This window comes from Dechloromonas hortensis (genome assembly GCF_009469765.1).
GTDB lineage: Bacteria > Pseudomonadota > Gammaproteobacteria > Burkholderiales > Rhodocyclaceae > Azonexus > Azonexus hortensis.
Genome location: NZ_SSSQ01000005.1, coordinates 82,061 through 102,087 on the forward strand (window position 1 = coordinate 82,061; position 20,027 = coordinate 102,087).

At 55.9% G+C, this 20,027-nt stretch carries 19 protein-coding genes and 1 tRNA gene; all 20 read left to right on the top strand.

All coding sequences use genetic code 11. From position 1 onward, the window contains the following. The first annotated feature begins 28 nt into the window (after window positions 1-28). On the top strand, window positions 29-1,909 hold the full coding sequence (gene ftsH / locus GH663_RS10330; protein ID WP_153131542.1) for an ATP-dependent zinc metalloprotease FtsH: 1,881 nt from the start codon (window positions 29-31) through the stop codon (window positions 1,907-1,909). A gap of 56 nt (window positions 1,910-1,965) precedes the next feature. Further along, window positions 1,966-2,805, top strand: a complete 840-nt coding sequence (gene folP / locus GH663_RS10335) for a dihydropteroate synthase (RefSeq protein ID WP_153131543.1) — start codon at window positions 1,966-1,968, stop codon at window positions 2,803-2,805. Beyond that, complete coding sequence (gene glmM / locus GH663_RS10340; RefSeq protein WP_153131544.1) at window positions 2,798-4,156, top strand: phosphoglucosamine mutase; 1,359 nt, start codon at window positions 2,798-2,800, stop codon at window positions 4,154-4,156. Before folP ends, glmM begins: the two co-directional genes overlap by 8 nt. A gap of 78 nt (window positions 4,157-4,234) precedes the next feature. Then, entirely contained in the window at window positions 4,235-4,987 is a 753-nt protein-coding gene (gene tpiA, locus GH663_RS10345; protein ID WP_153131545.1) for a triose-phosphate isomerase, read from the top strand. A gap of 8 nt (window positions 4,988-4,995) precedes the next feature. Then, window positions 4,996-5,367: a preprotein translocase subunit SecG gene (gene secG, locus GH663_RS10350; protein WP_153131546.1), complete on the top strand. Its 372-nt coding sequence runs from the start codon at window positions 4,996-4,998 to the stop codon at window positions 5,365-5,367. A 53-nt stretch (window positions 5,368-5,420) separates the two neighbouring features. Further along, a tRNA-Leu gene (locus GH663_RS10355) sits at window positions 5,421-5,505 on the top strand. Window positions 5,506-5,570: 65 nt separating this feature from the next. Then, complete coding sequence (ndhC, locus tag GH663_RS10360; protein WP_153131547.1) at window positions 5,571-5,942, top strand: NADH-quinone oxidoreductase subunit A; 372 nt, start codon at window positions 5,571-5,573, stop codon at window positions 5,940-5,942. Between the two features lie 3 nt (window positions 5,943-5,945). Beyond that, on the top strand, window positions 5,946-6,422 hold the full coding sequence (locus tag GH663_RS10365) for a NuoB/complex I 20 kDa subunit family protein (protein ID WP_066882718.1): 477 nt from the start codon (window positions 5,946-5,948) through the stop codon (window positions 6,420-6,422). A 19-nt stretch (window positions 6,423-6,441) separates the two neighbouring features. Beyond that, window positions 6,442-7,047, top strand: a complete 606-nt coding sequence (locus GH663_RS10370; RefSeq protein ID WP_153131548.1) for an NADH-quinone oxidoreductase subunit C — start codon at window positions 6,442-6,444, stop codon at window positions 7,045-7,047. Beyond that, entirely contained in the window at window positions 7,040-8,293 is a 1,254-nt protein-coding gene (locus GH663_RS10375) for an NADH-quinone oxidoreductase subunit D (protein ID WP_153131549.1), read from the top strand. Before GH663_RS10370 ends, GH663_RS10375 begins: the two co-directional genes overlap by 8 nt. After that, the gene (nuoE, locus tag GH663_RS10380; RefSeq protein WP_153131550.1) at window positions 8,293-8,766 is read left to right on the top strand and encodes an NADH-quinone oxidoreductase subunit NuoE; all 474 of its coding nucleotides are present in this window, start codon (window positions 8,293-8,295) and stop codon (window positions 8,764-8,766) included. Before GH663_RS10375 ends, nuoE begins: the two co-directional genes overlap by 1 nt. Next, window positions 8,766-10,094, top strand: coding sequence for an NADH-quinone oxidoreductase subunit NuoF (gene nuoF, locus GH663_RS10385; protein WP_153131551.1), 1,329 nt, complete (start codon window positions 8,766-8,768; stop codon window positions 10,092-10,094). Before nuoE ends, nuoF begins: the two co-directional genes overlap by 1 nt. A gap of 51 nt (window positions 10,095-10,145) precedes the next feature. Then, window positions 10,146-12,476, top strand: coding sequence for an NADH-quinone oxidoreductase subunit NuoG (gene nuoG, locus GH663_RS10390; RefSeq protein ID WP_153131552.1), 2,331 nt, complete (start codon window positions 10,146-10,148; stop codon window positions 12,474-12,476). After that, window positions 12,477-13,526 carry an NADH-quinone oxidoreductase subunit NuoH gene (gene nuoH, locus GH663_RS10395; protein WP_211371117.1) on the top strand — a complete coding sequence of 350 codons (1,050 nt, stop codon included), beginning with the start codon at window positions 12,477-12,479 and terminating at the stop codon, window positions 13,524-13,526. It abuts the gene before it with no gap. Between the two features lie 10 nt (window positions 13,527-13,536). Further along, on the top strand, window positions 13,537-14,025 hold the full coding sequence (nuoI, locus tag GH663_RS10400; protein WP_153131553.1) for an NADH-quinone oxidoreductase subunit NuoI: 489 nt from the start codon (window positions 13,537-13,539) through the stop codon (window positions 14,023-14,025). Window positions 14,026-14,037: 12 nt separating this feature from the next. After that, the gene (locus GH663_RS10405) at window positions 14,038-14,634 is read left to right on the top strand and encodes an NADH-quinone oxidoreductase subunit J (protein WP_153131554.1); all 597 of its coding nucleotides are present in this window, start codon (window positions 14,038-14,040) and stop codon (window positions 14,632-14,634) included. Between the two features lie 14 nt (window positions 14,635-14,648). Further along, window positions 14,649-14,960 carry an NADH-quinone oxidoreductase subunit NuoK gene (gene nuoK, locus GH663_RS10410; RefSeq protein WP_066882709.1) on the top strand — a complete coding sequence of 104 codons (312 nt, stop codon included), beginning with the start codon at window positions 14,649-14,651 and terminating at the stop codon, window positions 14,958-14,960. 2 nt (window positions 14,961-14,962) lie between these two features. Next, window positions 14,963-16,999, top strand: a complete 2,037-nt coding sequence (gene nuoL / locus GH663_RS10415) for an NADH-quinone oxidoreductase subunit L (protein WP_153131555.1) — start codon at window positions 14,963-14,965, stop codon at window positions 16,997-16,999. A gap of 33 nt (window positions 17,000-17,032) precedes the next feature. Beyond that, entirely contained in the window at window positions 17,033-18,517 is a 1,485-nt protein-coding gene (locus tag GH663_RS10420) for an NADH-quinone oxidoreductase subunit M (RefSeq protein ID WP_153131557.1), read from the top strand. A gap of 12 nt (window positions 18,518-18,529) precedes the next feature. After that, a complete protein-coding gene (nuoN, locus tag GH663_RS10425; RefSeq protein ID WP_153131559.1) occupies window positions 18,530-20,008 on the top strand; it encodes an NADH-quinone oxidoreductase subunit NuoN in 1,479 nt (492 codons plus the stop codon). The last annotated feature ends 19 nt before the right edge of the window (window positions 20,009-20,027 follow it).

A 20,027-nucleotide genomic window follows, 5' to 3' on the forward strand; every position in this document is an offset into this window, starting at 1 on the left:
CGCTCTACGCTGTAGAAGGAGAGCAAGCTTGAACAACATGTTCAAAAACCTCGCAATCTGGCTGGTCATTGGTCTCGTGCTGATGACAGTATTCAACCAATTCAATACCCGTCAGGTCGCACAAGGCTCGATCGAGTACTCCCAGTTCATTGAAGAAGTGAAACAGGGGCGCATCAACAAGGTGGTCATGGAAGGTCGCACGCTCAAGGCGACGACGACCGATGGCAAGCGTATTACCTCTTACGCCCCGCCGGATCTCTGGCTGGTTTCCGACTTGCTGAAAAACGGCGTCAAGATCGAGGCCAAGCCCGAAGAAGAGCCATCCTTCCTGATGAGCATTTTTGTTAGCTGGTTCCCGATGCTGCTGCTCATCGGTGTCTGGGTCTTCTTCATGCGCCAGATGCAGGGCGGCGGCAAGGGCGGAGCCTTCTCCTTCGGCAAGTCGAAGGCGAGAATGACCGACGAAGCCCAGAACACCATTACCTTTGTCGATGTCGCCGGTTGCGACGAAGCCAAGGAAGAAGTCCAGGAAATTGTCGATTTCCTCCGCGACCCCTCCAAGTTCCAGAAGCTCGGCGGCCGCATCCCCAAGGGCGTGCTGATGGTTGGTAGCCCGGGTACCGGCAAAACACTTCTTGCCAAGGCAATTGCCGGCGAAGCCAAGGTGCCGTTCTTCAGTATTTCTGGCTCCGACTTCGTCGAAATGTTCGTTGGTGTCGGTGCGGCCCGCGTTCGCGACATGTTCGAGAATGCCAAGAAGCACGCTCCCTGCATTATCTTCATTGATGAAATCGATGCGGTCGGTCGTCATCGCGGTGCTGGTCTGGGGGGCGGTAATGATGAGCGCGAGCAGACCCTGAACCAGTTGCTGGTTGAAATGGATGGTTTTGAAGGGCATTCGGGCATCATCGTCATTGCTGCGACTAATCGTCCGGACATTCTCGATCCGGCGCTGCTTCGACCGGGCCGCTTCGACCGTCAGGTCGTCGTGCCACTGCCGGACATCCGGGGTCGCGAAGAGATTCTCAAGGTTCACATGCGCAAGGTGCCGATTGCGGGTGACGTCAAGGCTGACATCATCGCTCGCGGAACGCCCGGCTTCTCCGGAGCGGATCTGGCCAATCTGGTCAATGAGGCGGCGTTGTTTGCGGCGCGTGGTAGCAAGCGCCTGGTGGATATGGAGGATTTCGAAAAAGCCAAGGACAAGATCATGATGGGCGCCGAGCGCCGCAGCATGGTAATGACCGAGGATGAGAAGATGAACACCGCCTACCATGAGTCGGGGCATGCGGTTGTTGCCAAGCTGGTGCCGAAGTCTGACCCGGTTCACAAAGTAACGATCATTCCGCGCGGACGGGCTTTGGGGCTGACCATGCAGCTACCGGAGCAGGATCGCTATGCCTATGATCGCGAATATCTGATGAGCCGGATTGCTGTCCTTTTCGGTGGTCGTGTTGCTGAAGAGTTGTTCATGAATCAGATGACCACCGGCGCCTCGAACGATTTTGAGCGCGCCACCGCGATGGCTCGGGATATGGTGACCCGTTACGGGATGTCCGATCTGGGTGTGATGGTTTACGGCGAAAATGACGGTGAAGTGTTTCTAGGTCGTTCGGTAACGCAACACAAGAATGTTTCGGAGGCGACGATGCAGAAGGTTGATGCTGAGATTCGCCGGATTATTGATGAGCAGTACGCGCTGGCTCGCAAGCTGCTGGAAGAGAATCGTGACAAGGTTGAAGCCATGACCAAGGCCTTGCTGGAATGGGAGACCATTGATGCCGAGCAGATCGACGACATCATGGATGGCAAGCCGCCGCGTCCGCCGAAGCCTTCGCAAAGCGCGCCCCGTCCTTCCCGGTCGGATAACACGCCGGGGGCTGAGCCAACAGCCACCGCAACAGCTTGATACGCTGAGTTTCATAACAGCCGGGAGCTTGCTTCCGGCTTTTTTATTTTATAGCCATGTCAATTCTTCATTGCGGCCGTTTTCGGCTCAACCTGGATCGCCCATTGCTGATGGGTATCGTCAATCTGACACCAGATTCCTTTTCAAGTGATGGCGTGAGTAATGATATTGAGCGAGCGGTTGCGCATGCGCGCCATCAGCTTGATGCTGGCGCGGATATCCTTGATATCGGCGCCGAGTCGTCGCGGCCAGGTGCGATCCCAACGCCGGCTGACGAGGAGTTGCGCCGTTTGTTGCCGGTATTGCATCGGATTGCTGACTGGGGGGTGCCGGTTTCGGTCGATACCTACAAGCCGGCTGTCATGCGGGAGGCAATAGCGGCGGGGGCCTCTCTTTTCAATGATATTACCGGCTTGCGTGATCCGACATCGATGGATCTGCTGCGTGACAGTGATTGCGCAGTCTGCATCATGCACATGCAAGGGGAGCCTGGCGGCATGCAGCAAGCGCCGCGTTACGAAAACGTGGTCGCTGAGGTTCATGATTATCTTCTTGAGAGGGCTGACGCTTGCCTGCAGGCGGGGATTGTTAAGGAGCGTGTGATTCTTGATCCAGGCTTTGGTTTTGGCAAAACGCTTGATCACAATCTGGCTCTTTTTCGTGCGTTGGCCGCGCTTGGTGAAGCCGGATACCCGTTGTTGGTCGGTGTATCTCGAAAGACCATGCTGGGGGCAATTACTGGTAGGGCTGTCGATGGGCGTCAGGCGGCAAGTGTTGCAGGTGCGATGTTGGCTGCCCAAAAAGGTGCGAAAATATTGCGAGTGCATGACGTCGCGGCAACCCGCGATGCCTTGAAAGTCATGGCGGCAATCGAACAGGGAGTGTTCTGTGAGTAGAAAATATTTTGGGACAGATGGAATCCGCGGTAGGGTCGGGCAGGCTCCGATTACGCCTGACTTCGTGATGCGCCTCGGTTACGCTGCGGGCAAAGTTTTGCTGGAAAACACCGCGATGACGGCGGGTGAGCGCCCATCGGTGCTGATTGGCAAGGACACCCGGCTTTCCGGCTATATGCTGGAGTCGGCGCTTGAGGCTGGCTTTGCCGCTGCCGGTGTCGATGTATGTCTGGTTGGCCCGATGCCAACCCCGGCTATCGCCTACCTGACCCGAGCCTTGCGTTTGCAGGCAGGGATCGTGATTTCAGCTTCGCATAACCCGTACTACGATAACGGAATAAAGTTTTTCTCGGCCCAGGGTACGAAGCTGCCGGATGCGATGGAGCGAGCCATTGAGGGGTTGATTGATCAGCCCATGCAGTGCGTGACCTCTGCCGATCTGGGTAGGGCGCGGCGTATCGATGATGCGCGTGGGAGGTATATCGAGTTTTGCAAGAGTACCTTTCCGAATGATCTCGATCTGCGCGGCCTGAAAATCGTCGTTGACTGTGCTCATGGGGCGGCATATCAAACTGCACCTGATGTATTTCACGAGCTCGGCGCTGAAGTTACGACCGTCGGGACTCAGCCGAACGGATTGAATATAAATGACGGCGTCGGTGCGACTGCGCCGAAGGCGCTGATTGATGCTGTGCTGGCTCAGCGGGCCGATCTGGGTATTGCACTTGATGGCGATGCCGACCGAATTCAAATGGTGGATGCCGATGGTTGTCTTTATGATGGCGACCAACTGCTGTATGCCATTGTCTGTGGACGTGCGCGGCATGGGAAAGTGGCCGGCGTGGTCGGTACCTTGATGACCAATCTTGCGCTGGAACATGCTTTGGCGCGGATGGATATTCCTTTTGCGCGGGCGGCGGTCGGTGATCGTTATGTCGTAGAGATGTTAAACGAACGTGGTTGGCTGTTTGGCGGCGAAAATTCCGGACACATCCTTGCGCTTGATCGCCACACTACGGGGGATGGTACGGTTGCTGCGCTTCAGGTGCTGGCTGCTTTGCGCGAGTCAGCGGGGACGCTAAAGGGGTTGCTGGCGGGCCTTCAGTTGTATCCCCAGAAACTAATCAATGTTCCGATTTCGAAGGGCTTTCCGTGGCAGGATGATCCTTCGATTCAAATGGTTCTTGTCGAGATCGAGCGTAGGATGTCCGGATCTGGGCGTGTTCTTTTGCGAGCTTCGGGAACTGAGCCCTTGCTGCGTGTGATGGTGGAGGGGGAGAGTGCCGAGCAGGTTTTGGTGGCGGCGGAAGAGTTGGCTTCGGTGGTGAGGGCGGCGGTGCAATCAAGTTGAAGATGCGCTTGCCTTGACCGAAAATCGTGCTCCCGGCTATAATCCAAAGGTTTTTCGCCATAAAAGATCAGCCAATTCATGCGTAAAAAGCTTGTTGCCGGAAACTGGAAAATGCATGGCAGTATTCAGGCAAATGTAGCTTTGCTGGATGGGGTGATTGCCGGTATGTCTGGCGTGGATAGTGAAGTCTTGGTTTGTGTTCCATACCCCTATCTGGCTCAAGTTTCGGCAAAAGTGCAGCACTCGCGCTTGATGCTGGGGGCTCAAAACGTCAGTCAGCACGAAGCGGGGGCCTATACCGGAGAGGTTGCGGCTGCAATGCTCGCCGAGTTTGGTTGCGCTTACGTTATTGTTGGTCATTCTGAGCGGCGTGCGTTGTTTGGTGAGACCGATCAGGTTGTGGCAATGAAGTGTGCGGCGGTTTTGGCTGCAGGTATGTCACCGGTTTTGTGTGTTGGAGAATCGCTTGCTGAGCGTGATTCCGGGCGGGCGAAGTCTGTGGTTTCGAGGCAGTTGTCAGTGGTTCTTGATTGCCTTGGGGTGGCTGGCTTCGCCAAGGTCGTTGTGGCTTATGAGCCTGTTTGGGCGATTGGTACCGGTCTAACGGCTACGCCATTCCAGGCTCAAGAGATGCATGCGGCTATTCGTGCTCAGGTTGCGGCTTTGAGTCCTGTTGTTGCCGAGAATTTGCGTATTTTGTACGGTGGTAGCGTCAAGCCGCAGGGTGCTGCCGAATTGTTTGCGCAAGCCGATATTGATGGTGGTTTGATTGGTGGGGCTGCGCTGGTTGCTGAAGATTTTCTTGCGATTTGCCGCGCGGCAAATTCATAGGTGGTGAAATGAGCTGGTTTTTCTCTCTGGTTTTGACGGTCCATATTCTTGTGGCGCTCGCTATTGTTGGTCTGGTCCTTGTGCAGCATGGCAAAGGGGCTGATATGGGGGCGGCGTTTGGAAGCGGGGCTTCCGGTAGTTTGTTTGGTTCCTCCGGTTCGGCGAACTTTATGAGCCGTACTACAGGTGTTCTGGCTGCGGTATTTTTTGTTACCAGCCTTGCCTTGGCTTACGTAGCGTCAAGCAAGCCAAAAACGTCTGGCAGTGTGATGCAAGAAACGGTACAATCGCAGGCGGTTTCGTTGCCGGTTCCGGCGGGTTCTGAGGGGGCGGTGGCTCCTGTTGATGCGGGTTCCAAGGCAAAAGATATTCCGAAGTAAAGAAAGGTGCGTTGTCCGGCATGGTCCTCGCCGGATGGGGCAAAAAACGTAGTGCCGACGTGGTGAAATTGGTAGACACGCTATCTTGAGGGGGTAGTGGCGCAAGCTGTGCGAGTTCGAGTCTCGCCGTCGGCACCAATAATTGGGGCAGTAACCGTAAGGTTTGCTGTTTCTTACAAGAAACTGAATATTGGCGGCGGGTCATGGAAAACTACTTTCCAATCCTGATGTTCGTTCTGGTGGGTGTTGCGGTCGGCGTATTGCCGGTTGCGATGGGTTTTCTGCTTGCTCCTAGTAGGCCGGATCCAGAGAAGCTTTCTCCCTATGAGTGCGGCTTTGAGGCGTTTGAAGATGCGCGCATGAAATTCGATGTGCGCTATTACCTGATTGCCATCCTTTTTATTCTGTTTGATCTGGAAATCGCCTTCCTCTTTCCGTGGGCGACGATTTTCAAGGATATCGTCGCGACCGATTCAATCAAGTTGTTCGGTTTCATCGAAATGCTGGTTTTCGTCGCCATCCTGGTTGTCGGCTATGTCTACGCCTGGGCCAAGGGTGCGCTGGAATGGGAATAAAGCATGGCTATTGAAGGTGTTCTCCAAGAGGGTTTTGTCACCACTACGGCTGACAAGCTGATTAATTACATGCGCACCGGCTCGATGTGGCCGATGACTTTCGGTCTTGCTTGTTGCGCGGTGGAGATGATTCACGCCGGTTGCGCTCGCTATGACCTTGACCGGTTTGGTGTTGTGTTCCGCCCAAGTCCGCGTCAGTCGGATGTGATGATTGTTGCTGGTACGCTGACCAACAAGATGGCGCCCGCGTTGCGCAAGGTGTATGACCAGATGGCTGAGCCGCGCTGGGTTATCTCCATGGGGTCCTGTGCCAATGGTGGTGGTTATTACCACTATTCCTATTCCGTAGTTCGCGGTTGTGACCGGATCGTACCGGTTGATATCTACGTGCCGGGTTGTCCTCCGACGGCTGAAGCCTTGTTGTACGGCATCATTCAGTTGCAGAACAAGATTCGCCGTACCAATACCATCGCTCGTTAATTGCCAAGGCTGATTCACTATGTCCGCCAAGCTGGAAACGCTTAGCCAGAATTTGCAGAAGCACTTCGGTGACAAGCTTAAGTCGCTGAAAATTGCTCTCGGCGAGGTGACCGTTGAGGTTGCTCCTGCTGATTATCTCGCTGTGATGAAAATGTTGCGTGACGAAGCCGATTTGGGCTTTGACGAGCTGATTGATCTCTGTGGTGTGGATTATTCCACCTACGGCGACGGGGCTTGGCAAGGCAAGCGTTTCGCGGCGGTCACCCATCTTCTATCACTGAATAACAACTGGCGTCTGCGGGTTCGGGTTTTTGCCGAGGATGATGAGTTTCCGGCGGTCGATTCGCTGACAGGCATTTGGACCAGTGTTAATTGGTTCGAGCGTGAGGCGTTCGATCTGTACGGTATCGCTTTCGTCGGTCATGACGATCTGCGCCGTATTCTGACTGACTACGGCTTTATCGGCCATCCGTTCCGCAAGGACTTTCCGATTTCCGGTCACGTTGAAATGCGCTATGACCCGGATCAGGCCCGCGTCATTTACCAGCCGGTAACTATCGAGCCGCGCGAGAATACCCCGCGCATCGTGCGCGAAGATACTTTTGGGGATGCTGCCCATGGCTGATATTCGTAATTTCACGCTGAACTTCGGTCCGCAGCATCCGGCTGCGCACGGTGTGCTGCGTCTAGTGCTTGAGCTGGATGGTGAGGTTGTTCAGCGCGCCGATCCGCACATCGGTTTGTTGCATCGTGCCACCGAAAAGCTGGCTGAAACCCGTACCTGGGTGCAATCCGTTCCCTATATGGATCGTCTCGACTACGTGTCGATGATGTGTAATGAACATGCTTATTGCTTGGCTACCGAGAAATTGCTCGGTATTGAAGTGCCTGAGCGTGGCAAGTACATCCGTACAATGTTCGACGAAATTACCCGCATCCTCAATCATTTGTTGTGGATCGGCTGTCACGCACTCGACGTTGGTGCGATGACCATGGCTCTTTACACCTTCCGTGAGCGTGAAGACCTGATGGATGCCTACGAGGCTGTTTCAGGGGCCCGTCTGCATGCTGCTTATTACCGGCCGGGTGGTGTTTACCGTGACCTGCCGGATCGCATGCCGCAATACGAGGCGTCTACCTGGACTAGTGCCAAGAAGGCGGGTGAGCTTAACGAGAATCGCAGTGGTTCGTTGCTTGATTTCCTAGAGGACTTCACCAACCGTTTTCCGACCTATCACAGTGAATACCACACGCTGCTGACTGATAACCGAATCTGGAAACAGCGTCTGGTCAATGTCGGTGTGGTGACGCCGGAACGTGCAAAACAGATGGGCTTTACCGGTGCCATGCTGCGGGGGTCGGGTATCGCTTGGGACTTGCGCAAGAAGCAGCCTTACGCAGCCTATGACAAGGTCGACTTCGATGTGCCGGTCGGTGTCAATGGCGATAGCTATGATCGTTATCTGGTGCGCATGGAAGAAATGCTCCAGTCGAACAAGATCATCAAGCAGTGTATCGACTGGTTACGAAAGAACCCCGGTCCGGTTATTACCGATAATCACAAGGTGGCACCGCCTCCGCGCGAAGGCATGAAGACCAACATGGAAGAGCTAATTCATCATTTCAAGCTCTTTACCGAAGGTATTCATGTCCCGGCTGGTGAGGCTTACGCGGCTGTTGAACACCCGAAGGGTGAATTCGGTATTTACTTTATTTCCGATGGTGCCAACAAGCCCTACCGGATGAAGATTCGCGCACCGGGTTATGTACACCTGGCCGGTATGGACGAAATGTCCCGCGGCCACATGCTTGCCGACGTCGTTACGATTATCGGTTCCCAGGATATTGTTTTTGGCGAGATCGACCGCTGATGTTTTCCGCTGAAACCCTCGAGAAGTTCGACCGTGAGGTCGCCAAGTATCCCGTCGAGCAGAAGCAATCTGCTGTGATGGCCTGTCTCGCCCACGCTCAGGAAGAAAAGGGCTGGCTGCCGCCGGAAGCAATCGAAGCAGTTGCCAACTACCTCGCCATGCCGCCGATGGCGGCTTACGAAGTGGCCTCGTTCTACAACATGTATGACCTGAAGCCGGTCGGTAAGTACAAGATTACGATCTGTACCAATCTGCCGTGCGCGCTGTCCGGCGGTTATCACGCCGGTGAATACGTGCAAAAAAAGCTGGGCATCGGTTACGGCGAAACTACGGCCGACGGCAAGTTCACGCTGAAGGAAGGTGAGTGTATGGGCGCTTGCGGCGATGCGCCGGTCTTCATCGTCAATAACCGCTCAATGTGCAGCCACATGCATCCGGAACAGATCGACAAGCTGCTTGAGGAGTGCAAATAATGGCCATGCTTGGTTCGATCAACGGCGTCCTGATGGAAGGCCTCGATGGTGACAACACCTGGCATCTGAAGGATTACGTTGCCCGCGGCGGTTATCAGCAACTGAAGCGCATCCTGGACAACAATATTTCCCAAGAAGAAGTCATCGGAGAAGTAAAGAAGTCCGTGCTGCGCGGTCGTGGCGGCGCCGGCTTCCCGACTGGTTTGAAGTGGTCCTTCATGCCGCGCTCCTTCCCGGGCGACAAGTACGTTGTTTGCAATACCGACGAAGGCGAGCCGGGGACCTTTAAAGATCGCGACATCATGCGCTACAACCCGCATGCAGTCATAGAAGGGATGGCTATCGCCGCCTACGCGATGGGGGCGACTCGCGGTTACAACTACGTGCACGGCGAAGTCTGGATGGAGTACAAGCGTTTTGAAGAGGCGCTTGACGAAGCCCGGGCCGCCGGTTTTATCGGCCAGAATATTCTTGGCTCTGGTTTCAATTTCGAACTGTTTGCCCACCACGGTTACGGCGCCTACATCTGTGGCGAAGAAACCGCACTGCTCGAATCGATCGAGGGCAAGAAAGGCCAGCCGCGCTTCAAGCCGCCGTTCCCGGCCTCGTTCGGCCTGTACGGCAAGCCGACGACGATCAACAATACCGAAACTTTTGCGTCCATCCCCTTCATCCTGAAGATGGGCGGCGAAGAGTTTCTCAATCTGGGCAAGCCGAACAACGGCGGCACCAAGCTGTTCTCGGTGTCCGGCCACGTCAATCGTCCTGGCAACTACGAAATTCCGCTCGGTACGCCGTTTGCCACGCTGCTCGAAATGTGCGGTGGTATGCGTGGCGGTCGCAAGCTGAAGGCGGTTATCCCCGGCGGCTCGTCCGCTCCAGTCATGCGGGCTGAAGTAATCATGGATTGCACCATGGACTACGACTCGATCAGCAAAGGCGGCTCGATGCTCGGTTCCGGCGCGGTCATCGTCATGGATGAGACGGTGTGCATGGTCAAGGCGCTGGAGCGTCTTTCGTTCTTCTATTACGAAGAGTCCTGCGGTCAATGTACCCCCTGCCGCGAAGGAACCGCCTGGATGTACAAGGTGGTACATCGCATCGAAAACGGCCAAGGCAAGCCAGAGGATATCGATCTGCTGAACAGCGTGCTGGGCAATATTGCCGGCCGCACTATCTGTGCGCTTGGTGATGCCGCAGCGTTCCCGGTGCAAAGCTTTCTCAAGCAGTTCGGCAGCGAATTCGAGTACCACATCGAACATAAGACCTGTCTCGTTCCCAAGGATGTGCAATGGGCGGGTAGTGGTTTCCACAGGGTTCAGGCCTGAACGAAACCTTCCAAGCGATAGATACGAAAGAACTGGCTACAAGGTAGCGACATGCTAGAAATCGAAATCGACGGCAAGAAAGCGCAAGTACCCGACGGCAGCACGGTGATGGATGCCGCGCAGCAGGTTGGCGTGTACATCCCGCATTTCTGCTACCACAAGAAACTCTCGATCGCCGCCAACTGCCGGATGTGTCTGGTGCAGGTGGAAAAGGCGCCAAAGCCTTTGCCAGCGTGCGCAACACCGGTGACCAACGGCATGAAGGTATTCACCCACTCCGAACTGGCCGTCAAGGCACAGAAGGGGGTGATGGAATTCCTGCTGATCAACCACCCGCTCGATTGCCCGATCTGCGATCAGGGCGGCGAGTGCCAGTTGCAGGACATGTCAGTCGGTTACGGCCCGATGAAGAGCCGCTACACCGAAGAAAAGCACGTCGTCTTCCACAAGAACGTCGGCCCGCTGATCTCGATGGAAGAGATGAGCCGCTGCATTCACTGTACCCGTTGCGTGCGCTTCGGCCAGGAAATTGCCGGCATCATGGAACTCGGCATGGCCAACCGCAACATGCATTCCGAGATCACTACCTTCCTTGGTCGTACGGTCGACTCCGAATTGTCGGGCAATATGATCGACCTGTGCCCGGTCGGCGCACTGACGTCCAAACCCTTCCGCTACACCGCGCGTTCCTGGGAGCTGCAGCGCCGCAAGTCGGTCAGCCCGCACGACTCGGTCGGTGCCAATCTGGTTGTCCAGGTCAAGCACGACAACGTGATGCGTGTGCTACCGCGCGAGAATGAAGACGTCAATGAGTGCTGGATTTCCGACAAGGAACGCTTCTCCTATCAGGCTCTGAATTCCGACCAACGGCTGACCAAGCCGATGGTCAAGCAGGGCGGCGAGTGGAAGGAAGTCGACTGGAACGTCGCACTCGACTACGTCGCCCACGGTCTGAAGGATGTCGCCCGCGACAACGGCGGCGACGCACTGGCCGCCTTGGCTGCGCCTTCCTCGACGCTGGAAGAACTGTTCCTGCTCGGCAAGGTCATGAAGGGCCTGGGCAGCGGTAATGTCGACTTCCGTCCGCGGCAGAGCGATTTCGGCACCGATTTCAAGCGTACCGGCACACCGTGGCTGGGTCTGAAGCTAGCAGAGATCAAGGATCTCGACGCCGCACTGGTGGTCGGTTCGTTCCTGCGTAAGGACCATCCGCTACTCGCACAGCGTCTACGTCAAGTCGCTAAGAAATACACCAAGGTCAGTCTCCTCTCTGTCGCAGGCGATGATCAACTGATCAACCTGCACGCCAACCTCGCCGTAGCCCCGTCCCAGCTAGCCCAGACGCTGGCAGCCGTGGTCAAGGCTGCTGCCGAAATCAAGGGCGTTGCCGCCCCGGTAGGCCTCGAACAGGTTGTCGTCTGCGATGCCGCCAAGAGGATTGCCCAAAGCCTGGTCGATGGCGACAAGCGGGCCATCTTCCTCGGCAACGTGGCGACCCAGTCGGCCGCTGCCACTCAGTTGCATGCGCTGGCTCTTGAACTGGGTAAACTGACCAATGCCTCTGTCGGTTTCCTCGGCGAAGGTGCCAATACCGTCGGCGGTCACGCTGGTTGGGCGCTGCCGTCCGGTGCCAATGCTCGCCAGATGTTCGAACAGCCCCGTAAGGCTTATGTCCTGATGGGGATTGAGCCCGAATTCGACTGCGCCAATCCGCAACTGGTGCTTGGCGCACTGAAGCAAGCAAGCCTCGTGGTCTATATGTCGGCTTTCAAGCATTCGCCGGCGCTGGAATACGCCGACGTGATGTTGCCGATTGCTCCCTTTACCGAAACGGCCGGTACTTTCATCAATGCTGAAGGTCGCGTGCAGAGCTTCAACGGGGTCGTCAAGGCGCGCGGTGAAGCCCGTCCGGCCTGGAAGATCCTGCGTGTGCTGGGCAATGTGCTGAACCTCGACGGTTTCGGCTACGAATCCAGCGAAGCGGTGCGCGATGAAGTGCTGGGCAAGGGAGCTGAGTTTGTCGGTAGTCTGGACAACGGTCTGAACGGTGTGGCGATTGCTCTGCCGGGTACGGTCGATGGCTTGCAGCGCATCGCCGATGTGCCGATCAACTTTGCCGATGCCATGGCTCGTCGTTCGCCGGCACTGCAACAGACCGTCGATGCCAAGGCACCGATGGCACGGATCAGCGAACAGACGCTGGCTCAACTCGGTCTGGCTGACGGTGCTCAGGTTCGCGTCAAACAGGGGCAGGGTGAAGCTGTTTTGGTTGCCCAGGCCGACAATAACGTGCCGGTTGGTTGTGTTCGCGTTGCCGCGGCACACGTCAGCACTGCCGCACTGGGCGACATGTTCGGTCAGATTTCTGTGGAGCGTGCATAAATGGACGCACTGATGAATTTCGGTCAGGGAATTTTCGGCGGTATCTGGCCGGCCGTGTGGACGCTGCTCAAGATTGTCCTCATCGTCGCGCCGCTGATGTTGAGTATTGCCTATCTGACTTGGGCCGAACGTAAGGTGATCGGTTATATGCAGGTGCGGATCGGTCCGAACCGGGTTGGCCCGTGGGGCCTGATCCAGCCGATCGCCGACGGCCTGAAGCTGCTGATGAAGGAAATTGTTGTGCCGAGCGGCGCCAACAAGGCGATCTTCATCATCGCCCCGATGCTGGCCATCGCACCGGCACTGGCCGCCTGGGCGGTGGTGCCGTTCAACGACACGCTGGTTTTGGCCAATATCGACGCTAGCCTACTCTACATAATGGCCATCACTTCGATGGGCGTTTACGGCATTATTCTGTCTGGTTGGGCCTCGAATTCCAAGTACGCCTTCCTCGGTGCCATGCGGGCAGCTGCACAGATGGTGTCTTACGAAATCTCGATGGGCTTCGCGCTGATTTGCGTGCTGATGGTGTCGAACAGCCTCAACCTGGTCGATATCGTCCATGCCCAGGAGCAAGGTCGCTTCGCCAGTTGGGGGGTGAGCTTCCTGTCGTGGAACTGGCTGCCGCTACTGCCGATGTTCCTGGTCTACCTGATCTCAGGTGTGGCGGAAACCAACCGTGCGCCTTTTGACGTCTGCGAAGGCGAATCTGAAATCGTTGCCGGTTTCCACGTTGAATATTCCGGTATGGCATTCGCGGTTTTCTTCCTGGCCGAATACGGCAATATGATTTTGGTCTCGACATTGACCTCGATCATGTTCCTCGGTGGCTGGTTGTCCCCGGTCGGCTTCCTGCCGGACGGCATCCTCTGGCTGTTCGCCAAGGTTGCGGCCATCCTCTTCCTGTTCCTCTGGTTCCGTGCCACTTTCCCGCGTTATCGCTATGACCAGCTGATGCGTCTTGGTTGGAAGGTGTTTGTACCGGTTTGTTTGATCTGGCTTGTCGTCGTCGGGGTCTGGATGATGTCCCCGCTGAATATCTGGAATTGAGGAGAGACCAATGGGTTCGATGAAGGAAATCTTCAACAGCCTCCTCCTCAAGGAGTTGTTGAAAGGCATGGCGGTGACCGGCAAGTATTTCTTTGCCCGCAAAATCACCGTCCAGTATCCCGAAGAAAAGACGCCGCAGAGCTTCCGGTTTCGTGGTTTGCATGCACTGCGTCGCTACCCAAACGGGGAAGAGCGCTGCATCGCCTGCAAGCTGTGCGAAGCCATCTGCCCAGCAATGGCAATCACCATCGAAGCGGAACCGCGTGATGACGGTTCACGTCGTACGACGCGCTACGACATCGATCTGACCAAGTGCATTTTCTGTGGTTTCTGCGAAGAGGCCTGTCCGGTCGATGCGGTGGTTGAAACCCGCGTTTTCGAATACCACGGCGAGAAGCGTGGTGATCTGTACTACACGAAGCAAATGTTGCTGGCCAACGGCGACCGCTACGAAGAGCAGATCGCCAAGGACCGCGAACTCGATGCCTCTTACCGATAACGGGTACAAGTGATGGATTTTCAGACACTGGTCTTTTTCTTCCTGTCGGCGATTCTGATCGTTGCCAGCCTGCGCGTCATTACCGCGCGCAACCCGGTTCATGCAGCGCTGCACCTGATCCTCGCCTTCTTCACCTGCGGCGGCATCTGGGCATTGCTGCAGGCCGAATTCCTGGCCATCGCCATCATCCTGGTGTACGTCGGCGCGGTCATGGTGCTCTTCCTTTTCGTCGTCATGATGCTCGACATCAATATGGATCGCATTCGCCAGGGTTTCTGGAACTACCTGCCACTGGGGGCGATTCTTGGCCTGCTGATGGTTCTGGAGATGGGCCTGGTTCTCGGTAGCAAGTATTTCCAGGTGCCGGCAGCCGATGCTATCGTCCCAGCCGGTATTTCCAATACCAAGAGTATTGGTGCGCTGATGTTCAGCGAATATGTCTATCCGTTTGAACTCGCATCCATCGTGTTGCTGGTTGGCATGATTGCAGCGATTGTTCTTACTTACCGTGGTCCCAAGAAGACCAAGTACACCAACCCGAATCAGCAGGTCTTCGTCAAGGCGAAGGATCGCGTCCGCGTTCTGCAGATGCCGGTTGAAAAAGACTGAACCCCGGGAAGACTATGCTAACTCTGTCACTTTCGCATTTCCTGATTCTGGGCGCCATTCTGTTTGCGATCAGTATTGTCGGCATCTTCCTGAATCGGAAGAACTTGCTAGTGCTGCTGATGGCCATCGAGTTGATGCTGCTTGCGGTCAACATGAACTTCGTGGCTTTTTCGCACTATTTGCAGGACTTGTCCGGTCAGATCTTTGTCTTTTTCATTCTGACCGTCGCCGCTGCCGAATCGGCTATTGGCCTTGCCATACTGATCGTGCTGTTCCGCAATCTCAAGAGCATCCATGTGGATGACCTGGACAGCCTGAAGGGTTAACCATGGAAATGCAGAAACTTTACCTTCTCGTTCCCCTTGCTCCATTGTTTGGGGCAATGGTCGCCGGCCTGTTCTGCCGGGTCATTCCGCGCTGGCTCGCCCATACCGTGACCATCGCCGGTGTTGCTACCGCCTTCATTGCTTCCGTTATCATCTTCAAGGATGTGCAGGCTGGCCATGTCTATAACGGTACGGTGTACACTTGGCTGACCAGCGGTGACTATCGCTTCGAAGTCGGCTTCCTAATCGACACGCTCACCACGACGATGATGCTGGTTGTCACCTTCGTGTCGCTGATGGTGCATATCTACACGATCGGCTACATGCAGGAAGACCCGGGCTACAACCGCTTCTTCAGCTACATCTCGTTGTTCACCTTCTCCATGCTGATGCTGGTGATGAGCAATAACTTCATGCAGCTATTCTTCGGCTGGGAAGCTGTCGGTCTGGTCTCCTACCTGCTGATCGGTTTCTGGTACACCCGTCCGACCGCCATCTTTGCCAACATGAAGGCCTTCTTGGTCAATCGCGTGGGCGACTTCGGCTTCATTCTTGGTATCGGTCTGGTTCTGGCTCACTTCGGTTCGCTGGATTACAAAACTGTCTTTGAGAAGGCGCCGGAACTTGCCGCCACCACGATCAATATTTGGGGCGCGGCTGACTGGTCGCTGATGACCGTTACCTGTATTTGCCTGTTCATCGGTGCGATGGGTAAATCGGCCCAAGTTCCATTGCATGTCTGGCTGCCCGATTCCATGGAAGGCCCGACCCCGATTTCTGCACTGATTCACGCAGCGACCATGGTGACTGCCGGTATCTTCATGGTGTCGCGCATGTCGCCGCTGTTCGAACTGTCCACCACTGCGCTGTCCTTCGTGTTGGTCATCGGTGCGATCACTGCGCTGTTCATGGGTTTCCTCGGCATCATTCAGAACGATATCAAGCGCGTCGTCGCCTATTCGACATTGTCGCAACTCGGCTACATGACTGTCGCGCTGGGTGCTTCGGCCTACTCCGTTGCGATATTCCACCTGATGACGCACGCCTTCTTCAAGGCGCTGCTATTCCTTGCCGCAGGTTCCGTCATCATTGGTATGCACCATGATCAGGACATCCGCAACATGGGCGGCCTGCGCAAGTACATGCCGATTACCTGGATAACGTCATTGGTTGGTTCGCTCGCTCTGATCGGTACGCCTTTCCTGTCCGGTTTCTATTCGAAGGACTCGATTATCGAGGCGGTAGCGCTTTCCCATATCCCAGGGTCGGGGTTTGCCTACTTCGCCGTGATGGCCGGTGTGTTTGTCACTGCCTTCTACTCCTTCCGTATGTACTTCCTCGTCTTCCACGGCGAAGAACGTTTCGGCAAGGCTGATGATGCCCATCATCATGAACACGAAGGCGACCACGACGACGAAGAAACTTCGCACGACCATCATCATGGTCTGGCCCCGGGGCAGAAGCCGCACGAAACCCCATGGGTCGTCTGGCTGCCACTGGTGTTGCTGGCCATCCCCTCGGTTGCCATCGGTTTCATTGCGATTGGCCCGATGGTTTTCGGCGATTACTTCAAGGGCGTGATTTTTGTCGATAGCCATGCCCATCCGGCAATGGAACACCTGGCCGAACACTTCCATGGTGCCGCTGCCATGGGTATCCACGCGCTGACCACGTTGCCGTTTATTTTGGCACTGTCCGGTGTAGTGCTCTCCTGGTTCTTCTATATGAAGCGTCCGGATATTCCCGCAGCCATCCAGCGCCGTTTCTCAGCCATCCATACCCTGTTCGAGAACAAGTACTACTTCGACAAGTTCAATGAAGTTGTCTTCGCCGGCGGTGCCCGCATGCTGGGCAAGGTTCTTTGGCGCGGCGGCGACGTGGCGATCATCGACGGCATCATTGTCAATGGCTCGGCCAAGGTCGTTGGCTGGATCTCTTCCATTACCCGTCTGTTCCAGACTGGTTACGTCTATCACTACGCTTTCACCATGATCATCGGCGTCTTTGTGCTGATGACCCTGTGGATCAACCGCGCCTAGCCGTGAATAGTTCGCAGAAAAGCAAGGAATAACATGTCGACTTACCCGCTGCTATCTTTCGCCATCTGGATTCCGATCGTCGCCGGTCTGGTGGTGCTCGCCACCGGTTCGGACCGGAATGCTCCGCTGGCCCGGATGCTTGCCCTCTTTGGCTCGATTGCCGCTTTCCTGGTAACGATCCCGCTGTGGACCGGTTTTGATATCGCCAACGGTGGCATGCAGTTCGTGGAACTGAAGACCTGGATTCCCCGCTTCAACATCAATTACCACCTCGGTGTTGATGGCATCTCGATGCTTTTTGTCGTGCTTAACGCCTTTATCACCATTATCGTGGTCGCGGCTGGCTGGGAAGTGATCCAGAATAAGGTTGCTCAGTACAACGCTGCTTTCCTGATCATGTCCGGCTTGATGAACGGCATTTTTACTTCGCTCGACGGCGTGCTGTTCTATGTCTTTTTCGAAGCCTCGCTGATTCCGCTGTACCTGATTATCGGTGTCTGGGGCGGCCCGAACCGGGTTTATGCTGCCTTCAAGTTTTTCCTCTACACGCTGTTCGGTTCGCTGCTTTTCCTGCTGGCTCTGATGTATCTGTTCATCCAGTCCGGTGGCAGCTTCTCCATTCTTGAATGGCACAAACTGCCAATCGCGCTCGGTGCCCAGATCTGGTTGTTCCTGGCATTCATGATCGCCTTCGCCGTCAAGGTGCCGATGTGGCCGGTGCATACCTGGTTGCCGGATGCACACGTCGAGGCGCCGACTGGTGGTTCCATCGTGCTGGCCGCCATCGCCCTGAAGCTCGGTGCCTACGGTTTCCTGCGATTCTCGCTGCCGATCCTGCCCGACGCCTCGCACGAGTTGTCCGGCTTGGTCGTCGCCCTGTCGCTGATCGCCGTCGTTTATATCGGTTTCGTCGCCCTGGTTCAGGAGGATATGAAGAAGCTGGTGGCCTACTCGTCGATCGCCCACATGGGTTTCGTCACCCTCGGCTTCTTCATGTTCAGCCCGATGGGTGTCGAAGGTGCGCTGGTCCAGATGGTGTCGCACGGTTTTGTCTCCGGTGCCATGTTCTTCTGTATCGGTGTCATGTACGACCGCGTGCATAGCCGCCAGATCGCCGATTACGGCGGTGTGGTCAACAAGATGCCGAAGTTCGCTGCTCTGTTCATGTTGTTCACCATGGCCAATGCCGGGTTGCCGGCCACTTCCGGCTTCGTCGGTGAATTCATGGTCATCCTTGGTGCCGTCAAGTTCAACTTCTGGGTCGCCTTTGCCGCCGCCAGCGCAATGATCATCGGCGCCGCCTATTCGCTGTGGATGTACAAGCGGGTGATCTTCGGCGACGTTGCCAATCACCACGTTGAAGAGTTGTCCGACATCAACAAGCGCGAGTTCGCCATTCTTGGCGTGCTGGCCATCGCCACCCTGTGGATGGGGCTCTACCCGCAGCCTTTCACGGAAGTCATGCACGCGTCGGTCACTGACCTGCTGCGTCACGTCGCCATCAGCAAGATTCAATAAACGGTAGCCGACATGTTCGACAATTTCGTTGTTCCCGACCTCCTGCCCGCAGCGCCGGAGCTATTCCTGGCAGCGATGGCTCTGGTCATCCTGATGGTTGATCTTCTGGTCAAGGATAGCCGGCGCACCGTGACCTTTGTCCTGGCCCAGCTGACGCTGATCGGTTGTGCCTTGATCCAGTTCTCGACCAGTACCGGTGAAATCACCTATACCTTCAGTAACATGTTTGTCGACGATCTGATGTCAGACTTGCTGAAGCTCTTCCTGTACATGACTGTGCTCATCGTGTTGTTCTATTCCCGTGGCTACATCATTGAGCGGGAGGCCATGAACAAGGGCGAGTATTACGTCCTGGCCCTGTTCGCAACGCTGGGCATGATGGTCATGATCTCGGCCAACCACTTCCTGACTATCTATATGGGTCTGGAATTGCTGTCGTTGTCACTTTACGCAATGGTCGCGATGAATCGTGAATCGGTCGTCTCCACCGAAGCTGCGATGAAATACTTTGTGCTCGGTGCCTTGGCTTCCGGATTGCTGCTCTACGGGATGTCGATGATCTACGGTGCGACCGGAACCCTGGAGATTACCGGTGTTGCCGAGCGCCTCTACGGCGGTGGTGTCAACAAGTCGGTACTGGTCTTCGGTCTTGTGTTCTTGGTTTCCGGACTCGCCTTCAAGCTTGGTGTTGTCCCTTTCCACATGTGGATTCCCGACGTCTATCACGGCGCGCCGACTTCGGTGACCTTGTTCATCGGTTCGGCACCGAAGCTGGCCGCTTTCGCGATCGTCATGCGTCTGCTGGTGAATGGCCTGATTACCATGGCTCAGGACTGGCAGATGATGTTGATTATCCTGGCCGTTCTGTCGATGGCGATCGGTAACCTAGCGGCAATTGCCCAGACCAACCTCAAGCGCATGCTGGCCTACTCGGCAATTTCCCACATGGGTTTCATGCTGCTCGGGATCACCACCGGCGTAGTGAGCGGCGACGCACGTTACGCACTGAACGCATACAGCTCGGCAATGTTCTATGTGATTGCCTATGTGCTGACCTCCACCGCCTCCTTCGGCATGATTCTGCTGATGTCGCGGGCCGGTTTTGAGGCTGACAATCTGGATGACTTCAAGGGACTGAACAAGCGTAGCCCGTGGTTTGCCGGGGTCATGCTGATGATCATGTTCTCGATGGCAGGCGTTCCGTTCTTTATCGGCTTTTTTGCCAAGTTCTCCGTGCTCCAGGCAGTCGTCGCGGCGGGCTATATGTGGCTGGCCATCGTCGCCGTGCTTTTCTCATTGATCGGTGCCTTCTATTACCTGCGCGTCGTCAAGCTGATGTACTTCGATGCGCCGCTTGATGAGACGCCGATTCAGGCCGGTATGGACATGCGTATCCTGCTTTCTGCAAATGGCCTGGCGATTGGCCTGCTGGGGGTCTTCCCGCAGGTGATCATGTCGCTCTGTGCCTACGCGCTGTTGCGATCGCTCTGATACAACAAAGACGGTTTTA

Excerpts from the sequence above, each read along its gene's own strand:
- folP (WP_153131543.1), top strand. The coding sequence starts at position 1,966 with ATGTCAATTCTTCATTGCGGCCGTTTTCGGCTCAACCTGGATCGCCCA.
- tpiA (WP_153131545.1), top strand. The coding sequence starts at position 4,235 with ATGCGTAAAAAGCTTGTTGCCGGAAACTGGAAAATGCATGGCAGTATT.
- secG (WP_153131546.1), top strand. The coding sequence starts at position 4,996 with ATGAGCTGGTTTTTCTCTCTGGTTTTGACGGTCCATATTCTTGTGGCG.
- ndhC (WP_153131547.1), top strand. The coding sequence starts at position 5,571 with ATGGAAAACTACTTTCCAATCCTGATGTTCGTTCTGGTGGGTGTTGCG.
- GH663_RS10365 (WP_066882718.1), top strand. The coding sequence starts at position 5,946 with ATGGCTATTGAAGGTGTTCTCCAAGAGGGTTTTGTCACCACTACGGCT.
- GH663_RS10370 (WP_153131548.1), top strand. The coding sequence starts at position 6,442 with ATGTCCGCCAAGCTGGAAACGCTTAGCCAGAATTTGCAGAAGCACTTC.
- GH663_RS10375 (WP_153131549.1), top strand. The coding sequence starts at position 7,040 with ATGGCTGATATTCGTAATTTCACGCTGAACTTCGGTCCGCAGCATCCG.
- nuoE (WP_153131550.1), top strand. The coding sequence starts at position 8,293 with ATGTTTTCCGCTGAAACCCTCGAGAAGTTCGACCGTGAGGTCGCCAAG.
- nuoF (WP_153131551.1), top strand. The coding sequence starts at position 8,766 with ATGGCCATGCTTGGTTCGATCAACGGCGTCCTGATGGAAGGCCTCGAT.
- nuoG (WP_153131552.1), top strand. The coding sequence starts at position 10,146 with ATGCTAGAAATCGAAATCGACGGCAAGAAAGCGCAAGTACCCGACGGC.
- nuoH (WP_211371117.1), top strand. The coding sequence starts at position 12,477 with ATGGACGCACTGATGAATTTCGGTCAGGGAATTTTCGGCGGTATCTGG.
- nuoI (WP_153131553.1), top strand. The coding sequence starts at position 13,537 with ATGGGTTCGATGAAGGAAATCTTCAACAGCCTCCTCCTCAAGGAGTTG.
- GH663_RS10405 (WP_153131554.1), top strand. The coding sequence starts at position 14,038 with ATGGATTTTCAGACACTGGTCTTTTTCTTCCTGTCGGCGATTCTGATC.
- nuoK (WP_066882709.1), top strand. The coding sequence starts at position 14,649 with ATGCTAACTCTGTCACTTTCGCATTTCCTGATTCTGGGCGCCATTCTG.
- nuoL (WP_153131555.1), top strand. The coding sequence starts at position 14,963 with ATGGAAATGCAGAAACTTTACCTTCTCGTTCCCCTTGCTCCATTGTTT.
- GH663_RS10420 (WP_153131557.1), top strand. The coding sequence starts at position 17,033 with ATGTCGACTTACCCGCTGCTATCTTTCGCCATCTGGATTCCGATCGTC.
- nuoN (WP_153131559.1), top strand. The coding sequence starts at position 18,530 with ATGTTCGACAATTTCGTTGTTCCCGACCTCCTGCCCGCAGCGCCGGAG.